The 13804-nt window shown below is 42.9% G+C and carries 10 protein-coding genes and 1 pseudogene; 5 read left to right on the top strand and 6 right to left on the bottom strand.

Annotated elements, in window-relative coordinates; all coding sequences use genetic code 11:
- Positions 1-118: 118 nt before the first annotated feature.
- Complete coding sequence (locus tag AB0756_RS23185) at positions 119-994, bottom strand: PEP-CTERM domain protein (RefSeq protein WP_050045178.1); 876 nt, start codon at positions 992-994, stop codon at positions 119-121.
- Positions 995-1236: 242 nt separating this feature from the next.
- On the opposite strand from AB0756_RS23185, the gene AB0756_RS23180 reads away from it, so the two are divergent.
- Entirely contained in the window at positions 1237-2073 is an 837-nt protein-coding gene (locus AB0756_RS23180) for a Cof-type HAD-IIB family hydrolase (protein ID WP_038091831.1), read from the top strand.
- 287 nt (positions 2074-2360) lie between these two features.
- On the opposite strand, the gene AB0756_RS23175 is transcribed toward AB0756_RS23180, so the two are convergent.
- Positions 2361-3335, bottom strand: coding sequence for a DALR anticodon-binding domain-containing protein (locus AB0756_RS23175; protein ID WP_082051585.1), 975 nt, complete (start codon positions 3333-3335; stop codon positions 2361-2363).
- Positions 3336-3580: 245 nt separating this feature from the next.
- Between AB0756_RS23175 and AB0756_RS23170 the strand changes: the two genes are divergently transcribed.
- Positions 3581-4300 (top strand): Crp/Fnr family transcriptional regulator, encoded by a 720-nt coding sequence (locus tag AB0756_RS23170; protein WP_011318554.1) that lies wholly within the window; start codon positions 3581-3583, stop codon positions 4298-4300.
- Between the two features lie 22 nt (positions 4301-4322).
- Here AB0756_RS23170 and AB0756_RS23165 read toward each other — a convergent pair.
- The 4 genes and pseudogenes from AB0756_RS23165 to AB0756_RS23150 form a co-directional block, all read right to left on the bottom strand.
- Positions 4323-4721, bottom strand: a pseudogene (locus AB0756_RS23165) (phosphate ABC transporter substrate-binding protein); the annotation flags it as partial.
- A 323-nt stretch (positions 4722-5044) separates the two neighbouring features.
- The gene (locus tag AB0756_RS23160; protein ID WP_038091828.1) at positions 5045-6076 is read right to left on the bottom strand and encodes a PstS family phosphate ABC transporter substrate-binding protein; all 1032 of its coding nucleotides are present in this window, start codon (positions 6074-6076) and stop codon (positions 5045-5047) included.
- Positions 6077-6223: 147 nt separating this feature from the next.
- Complete coding sequence (locus tag AB0756_RS23155; RefSeq protein ID WP_038091826.1) at positions 6224-7609, bottom strand: serine/threonine-protein kinase; 1386 nt, start codon at positions 7607-7609, stop codon at positions 6224-6226.
- A 228-nt stretch (positions 7610-7837) separates the two neighbouring features.
- The gene (locus tag AB0756_RS23150) at positions 7838-8848 is read right to left on the bottom strand and encodes a LysR family transcriptional regulator (protein WP_050045176.1); all 1011 of its coding nucleotides are present in this window, start codon (positions 8846-8848) and stop codon (positions 7838-7840) included.
- Positions 8849-9186: 338 nt separating this feature from the next.
- Between AB0756_RS23150 and AB0756_RS23145 the strand changes: the two genes are divergently transcribed.
- From AB0756_RS23145 to AB0756_RS23135, 3 genes are all read left to right on the top strand, one after another.
- On the top strand, positions 9187-9903 hold the full coding sequence (locus tag AB0756_RS23145; RefSeq protein WP_050045175.1) for an NnrU family protein: 717 nt from the start codon (positions 9187-9189) through the stop codon (positions 9901-9903).
- Between the two features lie 742 nt (positions 9904-10645).
- Positions 10646-11032 carry a thioredoxin family protein gene (locus AB0756_RS23140; protein ID WP_038072392.1) on the top strand — a complete coding sequence of 129 codons (387 nt, stop codon included), beginning with the start codon at positions 10646-10648 and terminating at the stop codon, positions 11030-11032.
- A 366-nt stretch (positions 11033-11398) separates the two neighbouring features.
- Positions 11399-13507, top strand: a complete 2109-nt coding sequence (locus tag AB0756_RS23135) for an NAD(P)H-quinone oxidoreductase subunit 5 (protein WP_038072390.1) — start codon at positions 11399-11401, stop codon at positions 13505-13507.
- Positions 13508-13804 lie beyond the last annotated feature (297 nt).

Raw genomic sequence — 13804 nt, 5'->3', positions numbered from 1 at the left:
CTGTGGCTTAGGTTTATTTAAGTCTGACTTCAACATATGACCACCCAAGATAAGGTTTTTTCTGCTTGGTGGTGTATGTGATTAGACGCACCCCTATTTAAATAAAATTTTTTAATGGTTACTGGTTACTGTTAATGCGGCGACGACTAATTTTGAGCAATCCCACGACTCCCACGCCCAAAATAGCAAGAGCACTGGTAGGTTCTGGTATGTAAGCTTTACCATCTAAATTATTTTTGCCTATATCAACGACAAACACCACGTCGTTAAAATCGCGATCGCTTGCAATAGTCCCATTTCCTCCCTCTAGAGAACCCTCGGGTCCAAACAGATCCTCAAATCCCACTAAAAGGTAATCGTTATACTGATAAGCAACTATATGATCCAGACCGTCTGGATTTTGGGTAGCATCCTCACCGTAAATATTTTTGACGTTTGTGGCTGGATTTGTACCACCTGTGTCTTGAGGATTAGCTCCATTTGCTCTTAACCAAAAATTCAGTTGCGAACCGCCACTGATTGTTCCCAAATCAACATAATCACCAACATTTAAAGTTCCATTACTCTCAGGCTTTTCGCAGTTGTTGTTGTTTCCACTAATACATGAAACATCTTGAAAAATCAAATTTGCTTGATAATTTGAACCTTGAATAGTTTCGTAAGCCAATTGGTTGCGATAAAAACCCCCTTCGTTCAGGAACCAAACACGAACACCACTGTCCGATTTGAGTTGTAACCTGGAAGGGTCTAGCCTTCTGACTTGATTTTCAGGAATCGCGATTCCTTCTGGTTGCACAAATTGCTGAAGTTGCGGAATTAGCGTTTGAAAGCCCGATACGTCAGTTGTTCTTGATTGAACTGGATTTGCAACCAAATTATTCCATTCCGAAGTATTGGTTAATGAAGCTGCATTGACAGGTGCTACTACAGACGAAAAGATAGTACCTACAGTAGCTATAGCAGAAAAAACCTCTGTTAAGCGATTGTTTTTCATGGAAACCCTTTTATGTTTTGTAACAAGGCTACAAAATTGTTCACTTAAACGGAGCGCTAACTCTCACTCCAGTATCCTACGTTAATTAATCACTTTGATTTCAGTATCTATAGAAAGTATCAAGTATGAAGGATAAAGGATAAAATGTGTCATGAAAATCTGAAATTGGCTCCTTAAATACATCTAAGTGGAGTTTACTTCATACTTTATCCGTTATACTGCATACTTTATCCTTACTTAACATGGACTTTTCTGCTACTTCTAATATTCAACTGCTTGTCTTAGATGTTGATGGCACGATCGCAGGAAAATCTAATACAATCAGTGCAAAAGTCAAGCAGGCAATTTTTGCAGTTCAAGCACGGGGAATTCAAGTAGCGATCGCAACAGGGCGTATGTATCGTTCGGCTTTGCGATTTCATCAAGAAATTCGTTCTAACCTACCTTTAATAGCTTATCAAGGAGCGTGGATTCAAGATCCCGTTACCCAAAAGATTCTCAGTCATTTGCCTGTTTCCGAACACGCTGCACTTAAGCTTCTAGATTATTTTGAACAACCCGAACTGCGCCAACTTTTATCCGTACATTTCTATATTGATGACCAACTTTATGTTAGAGAAATAACAGAGGAAACAGCACTTTACGCTCAACGTTCGGGTATAAATCCTATTCCCGTGGGTGATTTGCGCCCCTTTTGTCACCGTAAACCCACAAAAATCTTAGCTTTGTGCGATGACAAAAGTGTCATCGAGCAGTTACTGGGGAATTTACGCCGCCAGTACACGCCAGCAGAACTGTATCTCACAACTTCTGTTGCTACATTCTTTGAAGCAACTCATCCTCTTGCCAATAAGGGACTTGGAGTGCGTTATTTAGCTGAAGAAGTGTTAGGGCTGCAAAGCGCGAACGTTATGACCGTGGGTGACAATTTTAACGATGCTGAAATGTTACAGTATGCTAGCATCGGTATCGCTATGGGCAATGCGCCAGAAGGAGTACAACGTTTAGCTCAATGGGTAGCTCCTGATGTAGAGGAAGATGGTGTAGCTGTTGCCATTGAGAAATTTTTACTTTCGTAAAAATCGTTCGTCCTTCGTCTTGAGTTGATAGTTGTTAGTTCTTGGTTGTTGTTTACTACCAACCACTAACCAAACAACTAAAAATCAGAAAGAGCACCGACGACTGGCCGTGTTTCGTCTCGGTGCTCTTGCTGGTTCGCTCCTCACACAAGAAAGAATGTACACCATTTTTTTTTGAGTGTCAATATTGTTTTGAGAAGTTTTAGATTTTTTACAAGATTGTTGGAAAGAGCCTCGGGAAAAGGGATTGCGAACTTTTTCTGCGCTCCTCAATCGAAGGGCTGCTTTTATAATTCTTGCGGGGCAAAAATACGAAACTTTTCTTCTAGTAAAAATTTCAACACAGTCTGAGTCACCATTACTAATCCAAGTCGCGCTTTTGCAAGTTCGGGAGAAGTTGTTTTGACCTCGCCGAAGATACGACACTGACCCCAAAAAGTTCCAAAAGCTTGACTGAGGTCTAACGCCGCTTTTTCCCAGTTGGCTGATTCAGGACGATGTTTCCAAAGAGAGTCACTTACAGGGCGAACGCAATCAAACAATTGGTCAGTCACTTTTACCAGTTGATTTATGAGACGGTAGGACGCTATTTGGTCAAATTGTAGTTTTTCGTCGCTGTCAAGCCAAGGAATAACATTGGGGATAAAAATATTTGACGAAACGATTTCATCTTCTTGACGTTTAATTAACCCCTCTTGTGTTGCTAAGCGCAAAAGGGAACAACATCGTGCATGAGCATACTGAGTAGTAAATAAGGCATCTGAGATTGAGGATTGGGAATTAAGGGATGCAGGGGACACGGGAGACACGGGAGAACTTTCTTCCTCGTCTACCCCTTCTCCCTTGTTGCTCAGTCCCTCAATAACACTTTGCAACCAAGCTGCTAACACCGGAGGGCTCACTTCTAAATGAATCCAACCGGGAGGGACAATTTTAATTATTAAATCATTGTCATAATTTTTTGATATATGAGAAATCAACCCGCTAGCTATCTCCAAAGGTGGTAATTTCTCAGATTTCGCTAATTTTAAGGCTATACCTGAGATATAAAAAATTTTCTTATCATCTCTACCTTGAGATAGAGGAATAAATTGCTCGGATGTATAGAGTCTCTTACTTGAAGCAGCATAAATACTTAAGGAAGATGCTAATTTACTATATATTAGCTGTTTTATAGCCGTGTATTTGCTGATATGTATCTTTTGATGCAAGAAGACCTCAAGAAAAAAAATCTGCCATTTTGGACTGTCATTCCATGTCATCTTTCCAGAGACATAAGTTTATTCTATGGAGAGAAAATTAGAATTATGCAAAATTTAATTAATTAGGGGTAAATTTTACTACCTTCATTGTACAGTAAGATGTATAACAAAAAGAGTAGATGCTAAATTGTCTACCTTTTTCATGGCTGGCACTGTTAGGATTAATGCTTGAAGTGCCAACAAGAAGACACTCCTTGCACCCATTTTTAACGTCTTTGTCTTCAGCCGAACGCTCTTTGTTACCTATGCAATCTCCATCCTCCTTTTCTGAGGCATCTCGTCCTTTTTTGACTTGGCAACGGATTCTTGACTGGGCTCAAGAACACTATCGCTGCCGCACCTTTAGCAAAGATGAACGCATTCCAGCCCGTCCTGGTTTGCTGTATCTAGTGCAAAGAGGTGCGATCCGTATGGTGGGAACTGCCCAAGTTAGCGCTACTGCAAGTCAGCTCACCTCTCGACGCATCAACAGAACACCAGAAGAAGCTTTTCTGGGTTTTGTGGGTGCCGGTCAGCCCTTTGAAATTGTTGCTCAGTCACCATTTACACTCCAGTCTTACGCCCACGTAGACCAAACAGCAGTGCTCTGGATGTACTGGCACGATCTAGACAACTGGCCTCACTTCCGCCGGGAAGTTATGGACGCTTTTAGATACCAGCACCAACGCAAACTGCTGTGGCTGAGTGCTCTAGGACAACGCCGCACAATTGACCGTCTCTTAGGATTCCTCACACTGCTTATTGAGGAATACGGAGAGCCCGCAATGAGTGAAACAGATCCCGATGTGATTCGCGGCTATTGCCTGCCTTTCCCCCTCACCCATGCCCAAATTGGCAGTGCCATTGGTTCAACACGTGTCACCGTCACCCGCTTGATGGGCAAATTGCGTCAGCGGGGCTTAATTCTCACTCAAGGCGATAATCTCATCTGCTTGCCAGCAGAGTCGATTAATAGAGCTAGTTAGCTCCGTAATTAGAATGTAGGTGTCAGCGAATTTTGACAAATCCTGCTTGAGTCACAAGTCCCTGTCCCTGCTGAGTGAGCAGTAAGTTAGCGTAAGCCATACTAGCTTGCTGTTAGAATTGCCCGGTCTGTTTGATAACAACAAACAGATTGCGCGTTATGGGATACCTTCCGGATCGGAAAGCCTCAGTGTTCAACTGATTCCATTTACCAGGACACGCATCGGGGAGAACAAACGATTCTGGATAGGGAGCAACAAATTGCCCCAGTGTTCTCCCTAGAGGTAAAGGCTTGATTGAACATTGAGGAACCACTTCGGGAGAAGAAGCGCAGTATATAACGCCGGGATTCTCAGTCAAATTTTGCAGCGATTGGGTGGTCGTACCGATCTTGTCCAAAGATTGACCGCCCAAAATGTTTTGTTAATTGCTGATGGCTAATAGCTAATAGCTAATTGTCAATTTTCTATTGGGCACTAGCCATTAGCCCCGCCTTGTATCTTAGGAGCAAAGACACTATGTGCAAGGCACACGCTCCGCGATGCCGTAGGCTATGCCCGTAAGGGCTATACGCCCTGCGGGTTCGCCAGTCCCCAGGGCGCGGGAAACCCGCCTACAGGGCTGGACTCACCAGTCGCCAGGGCGCGGGAAACCCGCCTATGGCACGAAAGTGCCACACACAAGGGAACGTACTGGGCTCACCATTAGCCATTAGCCATTAGCTATTAGCTATTAGCTATTAGCCATTAACGAATTCTCACAAATCCAGCTTTAGCAATTAATTCTTGACCTTGATTTGTCAGCATGAGATTGGTATAAGCTTCTCCTGCTTGTTGGTCGCTATTACCTTCTTGTTTGATAATTACAAATAATCTTCGGGTAATGGGGTATTGGTCTTTCTGGAACGCAACTGCATTCAATTGGTTCCGTTGTTTTGGACACTCAGATAGCGGAATGAATGGTTCCTGATAGGGTGGTACAAATGTATCTGAAGATTTTCCTAGCGGTAGGGGCTTAACTGTACATTGTCCGACAACTTCCGGTGCGGAAGCATAGTAAATACTTCCTCGGTTTCTCGCGACTTCTCGCAAAGCTTGTGTTGTTGTAGGAATATAGTTTATGTTAGTCCCAAACTGTTCGCCGCCTAAAACGTTTTCACTGAAAAATTCAACGGTTCCCCCTTCTTCTAAACGTCGGGAGTAAGGCAAAATGGGTAAATCGGGACCTCCTAAGGACTTCCAGTTGGTTATTTTGCCCGTGTAAATATCTTTGATTTGGGCGACAGTTAAACCTGGTACATTCAGTTCTGGATGCACTGCGATCGCAATCCCATCGAGTGCGACTGGAACTTCTCGCAGTGTAAAGCCCCGTTGGCTTGCTTGTTGGTACTCTTGGTTTTTGATGGGGCGTGAGGAATGAGAAAAAGCTAGTTGGTTATCAAGAAGCATTTTTATACCGCTTCCTGAACCCGGTGCCCCTGTGGTAGGGTTAGTGTACCGCAATTGAAATTCGGGAAAGACAGTTTGAATTGCTGGATCGACATCTTTTCTGATGGGTGCCCAAGTTGTGCTACCGCCATAACTAAATAATCCCGATGGCACTTTTGGGACTTGGGAAAAATTTTGATAATTCGATTGTTTGACTTGCCATGTCCCCTTATTACTGAAAGAACTCGCAATGATACCAGAAGTACTCAGCCACCAATAAACTATACCTAATAATCCCAGTGTAATTATTAGAGTTAGAGCTAAAACTGCGGTTTCATTCTTAGCAGCCATAAATGCTATTGGTTAGTGGTTAGTTGTTAGTAGTTGGGAGTTAGTGGTTAGTTGTTATTTAAACTACAAATAAAAGATTGAGATTTCGGATATTAAGTTTTTTTCTTTCAACTCTTAACGACTAACCACCAACCACTCATAACAATTTTAAAGTAACAGCGATAACAGTTTGTAAATTAAGCGGAATAGTGCAGTGGTGGCGATCGCTACCAAACTACCTGCAATGGGTATAACGATTAACTGTTGAAGACTTAACCCAACGTGTAAAATGGGGACAAAATATATAATTGCAAAACTGATAGCTGGAATAATTAATAAATCCCATCTTTCAATCCATCTTCTGGTTTGAGCAAATATAAGTATTGTTAGAATGAGCGCTGAACCTCCTAGGGTAACCAAAGGAGATTTTAATAAACTGAATAAAGCTATAGCAATTAATCCACTTTCAAACCCACTAAATGCTGCACTGCCTAATACCTCTATTACGGAAAATGGTTGTATTGCTTTTGTGTTTGGCGTTTGTAAAGAACCTGGCGATCCTTGACGGGGACTGATGCTTGTGGGGGGTATACCTTTAGTAGGTCTATCCAGAGCTTGTAAAACTTCCTGTGCGGACTGATAGCGCTGACTGGCTGCAGCCTGGAGCATTTTATCAAGAATCTTCGCCAGGTGAGGACTCACAGTTACGCGTTCGCGCCATTTCCACTGGTTGCTATAGGCATCAAATAACCGAGTCACGTCTTGTTCGCCTGTTAACAGTATCACACAGGTGACAGCTAATGCGTATAAATCTGTAGATGGAAAGATTTGACCGCCTGACATTTGCTCTGGTGGTGCAAATCCCATAGAATAAATGCCAGTTGAAGGGGTATTGGTACCAATAGGAGAGTTGGCAATTTGTTTGACTGCGCCAAAATCTAGCAAGTAGAGTTTTCCGTTGCGATGGCGCATGATGTTGGAGGGTTTAATGTCTCTGTGGATAATGTTTGCGTCATGGACGAACTTCAGAACTTTAAGAATTTCTCGCAGGATTTCTAAGACCTCTTGTTCTGAAAATCGACCTTTTTGAATTAATTCTTCCTCTAAATTGTGTCCGTCTATATACTCTTGTACTAAGTAAAAAAATTGTTCTTGCTGTCCGGCTTGCAAACTGGAAGCTAGGAGGGGGAAAAATGCAAATAAGTCGGGTATTTGCTCGTGTTGATTGCCTATCTGCTCTAAAACTTCTGCTTCTCTTTCAAATAAATCTTGTGCTAATTGCAGTTGGGTTGGGGAGAGATTTCCTGCTGGTTGAAATTGCTTAACTACACATTGTCGCATTCCTGGGGTATAGCGATCGCGTGCTAAGAATGCTGCTCCGAATCCCCCTCGACCTAACAGTTTTACTGGCAAATAACGTCCCACCAAAATTAGAGGCATTCCGCAGGTGATGCAATATTTTTGCTGCGCTGTTCTGAGGATTGCGCTATCATCTAAATCTGGAAAATAGTTCTGCGGACGAGGGCAGTGCGGACGGGTACAGTAAATTTCCATGATTTGTTTAATCGCTTCTCAAAAATTCGTAATTCGTAATATGCGCTTCGCAAAGGTAATTCGTAATTATTACCCCACCGATATCTCGGTTGGATTAAATAAACAAGAACCGCATTTTTTGGCTTTTTCATAACTGAGTTATGGTGTTTTTTCTAAATAGTAATTCGTTCGTAATTAATCATTAATTACGAATTACGAATTACGAATTACGAATTATGTAACTACATCTCAATCATCTTCAAGACCATTATTTCCTCCATCTAATACACTGACTGCCATGGCTTTCGGTACAGATTTTAACAACTCTAGATTCCAACCTGGGGTAGCAAACTGAGGCAGAATTTCCCGACTAAAGGCTTCTGCTGCTTTGGATCTGTAGCGATTGGGATTAAAAATTAGCCTCAGCATCCGTTTGACGATGACCCCTTCGATAGGCGCACAGTGCAGCAGCCCCATTTGTAACTCTTTAGCAATTGCTGAAGTTGAGACAAAAGCTGCTCCCAAACCAGATTGGACGGCATTTTTAATAGCTTCTATGGAATTAAGTTCCATTTCAACTTTAAAACGGCGCGTATCAATATCGGAGCGTGCTAGGACTTGGTCAATGACCTTGCGAATGGTAGATTGAGAATCCAAAGCTATGAATTGCAGTTTATATAGGTCTTCTCTATGGATTGTTTCTACTTTGGAAAAAGGATGGGAGACAGGTACAATCAGCGCCAGCTCGTCTTCAGCATATGGAACGATTTCCAAAGATTCTACAAGTTCGGCAGGAATTTCACCACCAATAATGGCTAAATCAACTTGTCCGTTTGCTACACTCCAGGCAGTTCTGCGGGTGGAATGGACGTGCAATTGTACCGCTACATCCGGATATTTTTGTCGGAACATCCCAATCATCCGGGGTAAAAGATAAGTACCCGTAGTTTGAGAGGCTCCCACAATGAGAGTACCGCCTTGCAGATTTTGTAAATCTTCTATAGCGCGACAAGTTTCCTGACACAAGCTGAGAATTTTTTCCCCGTAGCTTAGAAGTAAATGTCCGGCTTCGGTTAATTGAGCACGACGTCCTCCACGGTCAAATAACGGAACATCCAGCTGCCGTTCTAAGTTTTGCACTTGCAAACTCACGGCGGGTTGAGAAACGTAAAGGCTGTCAGCGGCGCGCTTGAAGCTCCCTTCTGCAGCGATCGCTTTCAGAATACGTAGTTGGTCTAATGTGAAAGGAAGGTCAGACATAAGGCTAAACCCACGAACAAGAAAGGAGCAGCAATCTTTTACAAACCAGCGTAATGAGCCTTCACAGTTGGGTAAGATTAAGAATGCATCTTAATACGTAGAGGCTGTTTCGATAAAGACAGTAGCATATCATCTTGACTAAAGTCTCCTTTTCTACTCTCCAAATGCTTTGAAATGGATGGTGATACGCTCGTGCAGTGCTACTGAAGATAGGGGGCTGGTATAAATTCAGCAAACACGCGACCTTGGGGTAAAATCCGCTGGGGGAGATTTTTTACATAGTTTGTGGTATTCGTTGTACTAAATTTGGTTTTCTTTAACTTACTTCATTTGTGTATATGATGTTGCCGGGTTGGTTAACCCTTAGTCATTTTGTCATGCTTGGGCTACTCTTGGGTTTTGCGATTGTCCACAGTGGAGGAGCTGCCTTGCGTCCTTGGGCAGAAAAATACATCGGATGTAGGCTTTATCGCATTCTTTTTGCGCTAGCTAGCCTGCCATTAGCTGCGATCCTCATCGTTTACTTTTTTAACCACCGCTATGATGGTATAGAGCTTTGGAACTTCCAAGGCGTATCGGGCATAGCGCAATTGGTATGGGTGCTGTCGGCAATTTCGTTTTTCTTTTTATATCCTGCTACATTCAATCTACTAGAAATCGCTGCTATCCAAAAGCCCCAAGTTCATCTCTACGAGACTGGTATCATCCGCATCACTCGCCATCCGCAAATGGTGGGACAAGTTATTTGGTGTATCGCTCATACTCTTTGGCTCGGTACTAGTTTTACTCTTGTCACTTCGTTAGGGTTAGTGTTACACCATTTATTTGGGGTTTGGCATGGCGATCGCCGTTTGAGCGATCGTTATGGTGAAGCTTTTGAAAAAGTTAAACAGCGTACATCAATCTTTCCCTTAGCAGCTGTTATTGACAAACGTCAATCTCTCGTATGGCAGGAATTTTTGCGTCCGTCGTATGTGGGAATCATTATTTTCGTGCTGCTACTTTGGTGGTCGCATCCCTTGTTAATTGAAGCAACAGGCAAAATAAGGTTATGATTCTAACACAAACTTAAATTTCTACAGCAGTTAATTTGACACTTCTTCCACAAAATCATATTCAACTGCTACCAAATCAATGTAGGATGAAATGAGACCAGTACCTTTGTGAGGGTTTTCCTCTGTAGGAAACTGGCAAGCCCGATGGGCGAATTAGCTGTCAGTAGGGGGCGCTTAGTTTTGAAATTTTAAATTTAGCAGTTGTTAAACAATTACTAAATGGGGAAAAGACTTGATAAACAGCCATTTTCTCTTCTATAATCAGTAGATACTGGTTAAAATGGAAAAAAATAAGCCAAAAAAATAAACCAAAGTAGACAAGTACTTGAGAGATCTCAATTAAGTGTCAGGAACTCCAAAAGTTTAGCTCGTTCTCAAGCTATCTGTTTCTAGAGAATATCGTGTTCTAGACTTGGCTAGTTCAAGCTCCGAAAAACTCGATCGGACTACCACATCAAGGATTTTTTCTTCGTTGTTATGGTACGTTAAGTCATAGAATTAGAGTCCCTGTCCAAAGATACTTGCTAATTTGAGTACAAAAAAACTTGGCAAGCAAACGGCTAAGTAAATATTTTAGATGGCAGCGGGCAGTGTGAGCCGGTTAAAATTTTCTGGCATTTTACTGGTTGTTCTCTAGTGACACAAATTGTATCTGTGCTGAATTTATTGCATGGTCGTGACACTACTGCTCCTCCTGCTGACAGCTTAGTTGATAACAAAAGTGTTTACTTCTAGAGGCATCATGGTGTTGTCGGTAAGTGAGCGGACATTTACTCAAGAAGTTTTAGAATCTCCAATTCCTGTTTTAGTCAATTTTGAAGCACCTTGGTGTGGTTTGTGTAAAATTATTCAGCCGTTACTGTTGCAGTTTAAATCGCAATGCGGAGACCAAATTAAATTGGTTGGCATCAATGCTGATGATAACTTCAAACTAGCGACTACTTATCGACTCAAATCACTACCAACTCTACTTTTAATAGAAAACGGTACAGTCAGGCAGCGTTTAGAAGGTTTTCGCGGGCGAGAAGATTTGCTTCAAGCCTTAGAAGAAATCAAAATCTGCTACGTCAATCGACCCAAAAGCTACCAAAAATCAAAAGTAGCTGATTTAAATTATAGGTCAGCGTAGCTAGTTGGTTGGTTGGTCGTTAGTTGTTAGTTGTTAGTTGTTAAAAAAGCTACTAACTACTAACAACTAATTCATGAGTAAAAAAACATACTAACCACTAACCACCAACCACTAACCGCTAACCAAAATATAAAACCAAGCTTAATTACCCCACCCAATTACTGTCGGGTGGGGTATTTTATCAAAGAGGGTGTGTGTCACAATTATTAACAGTTCCGACAAATTAATCAACAAAAGGACGAAGTATGAAGTATGAAGGATGAAGGGTGAAGAATAGACATAGCGAGCTCAGCCTCAATCGTTGATACTTTATCCTTTACACTTCACACTTCTTTAAGTCAAGAATTCTAAAAGTAGGCGTCAGTGATGGAAGTAATCTATCAGTATGCATGGCTGATTCCAGTATTGCCACTTCTTGGGGCAATGCTGGTCGGTCTGGGGTTACTCTCGTTGAATCAGGTAACTAACAGCTTGCGAAAGTTAAATGCGTCACTCATCATATCCTTAATGGGAGCCGCGATGGGTCTTTCGTTTGCTTTGTTATGGAGTCAAATTCAAGGACACCCCTCTTACACCCGTACCTTAGAATGGGCTGCAGCAGGTAATTTTCACCTGACCATGGGTTATACTATTGACCATCTGGCAGCCCTGATGCTAGTTATTGTGACCACTGTAGCCTTCTTGGTTATGGTTTATACAGATGGTTACATGGCCCACGATCCTGGATATGTCCGGTTTTACGCCTATCTCAGCTTGTTTGGTTCCTCAATGTTGGGTTTGGTAGTCAGCCCCAACTTAGTACAGGTTTATATCTTCTGGGAACTCGTTGGGATGTGTTCCTACCTATTGGTCGGTTTTTGGTACGATCGCAAAGCAGCAGCAGATGCGTGTCAGAAAGCGTTTGTGACCAACCGCGTAGGAGACTTTGGATTGCTGCTAGGCATTCTAGGGCTGTTCTGGGCAACGGGAAGCTTTGATTTTGATGTGATGGGCATTCGTCTTGGAGAACTCGTTCAGAACGGTTCTTTAAGCAATTTGCTTGCCATATTGTTTGCGATTTTAGTTTTCCTAGGCCCGGTTGCTAAATCTGCCCAATTCCCGCTTCACGTGTGGTTACCAGATGCGATGGAAGGTCCAACTCCCATCTCAGCCCTGATCCATGCAGCAACAATGGTGGCAGCAGGCGTTTTCCTAGTTGCCCGGATGTACCCAGTTTTTGAACACGTTCCTGCGGCAATGAATGTCATTGCCTACACCGGAGCATTCACAGCATTTTTGGGTGCGACAATTGCGATTACTCAAAACGACATCAAAAAAGGTCTGGCATATTCCACAATCTCCCAATTAGGTTACATGGTAATGGCAATGGGAGTAGGTGCATACACCGCAGGGCTGTTTCACCTCATGACCCACGCCTACTTCAAGGCGATGCTGTTCCTTGGTTCCGGTTCCGTCATTCACGGTATGGAAGGAGTCGTCGGACACGATCCGGCTTTAGCACAAGATGTCCGGTTGATGGGTGGGCTGCGGAAGTATATGCCAGTTACGGCAATCACCTTTTTAATTGGTTGCTTGGCAATTGCCGGTGTTCCGCCCTTTGCTGGTTTCTGGTCAAAAGACGAAATCCTTGGGGCAGCCTTTAACGCGAATCCGCTTCTGTGGTTTGTGGGATGGCTGACTGCGGGAATCACCGCTTTTTATATGTTCCGGATGTACCTAACCACTTTTGAAGGAAAATTCCGGGGCAATCAAACTGATAAGTGGGAAAAACTCAAGTCCCCAATCGGGATGGCACTCGTGGCTGGGTTCGATACAAAACGTGCTTTTGGTCCCGGTGCAATGACAACAGGAGAACTCGAAGATTCTTCCAAACACCAGCACGATAACCACGGACACGACGCACACGGTCACGGACACAGCGAATATCCCCATGAATCACCGTGGACAATGACCCTGCCATTAGTTGTTTTGGCATTTCCTTCCATGCTCATTGGTTTGCTAGGGACTCCTTTTGCCAATTACTTTGAGGAGTTCATCTACTCTCCCAATGAAACATTAGAGGAAGTAGTAGAAAAAGCAGCTTCGTTCAACCCAACGGAGTTCTACATTATGGCAGGAAGTTCAGTAGGAATTTCCTTGATTGGAATTACTCTGGCTCTCCTAACATATTCCTGGGCTAAAATCAACCCCGTAGAGATAGCAGCAAAAGTAAAACCACTTTACGAGCTATCCCTCAACAAGTGGTACTTTGACGACATCTACCACCGCGTATTTGTCCTTGGTTTGCGCCGTCTGGCGAGACAAGTTATGGAAGTTGACTTCCGTGTAGTTGACGGTGCGGTAAACCTCACTGGATTTTTCACCCTCGTGAGTGGTGAAGGTCTAAAGTACTTAGAAAATGGTCGCGCTCAATTTTACGCCTTAATCGTTTTTGGGGCTGTGTTGGGCTTAGTGATTGTTTTTGGTGTCACTTAAAAATCTTTCAGTAAGTTTAGGGATTTCCCAGAAGTCTTTTGGGTGTTCGTGGCATAACCACACCCCCTCATCCTCGTTCCCAGGCTCCGCCTGGGAATGTGTATTTTGTAGGCTCAGCCTCGATTTCGTGGCACGAGGCGAAGCTTCCCGATCTGCATTCACAGGTTCTATCTGGGAACGAGAAAACGAGGAAATGTAAATTTATGTAAAGCCCTTAGCAATAGCAAATAACATTCTCACGTACTGATTTTATTAAATCAACCTAAGAATGAAGCGCAAAACCCGCAAAAACTGTTA

Source organism: Tolypothrix campylonemoides VB511288_2, assembly GCF_045999855.1.
Lineage (GTDB): Bacteria > Cyanobacteriota > Cyanobacteriia > Cyanobacteriales > Nostocaceae > Scytonema > Scytonema bouteillei_A.
This window is presented reverse-complemented; position numbering and strand designations above follow the sequence as displayed.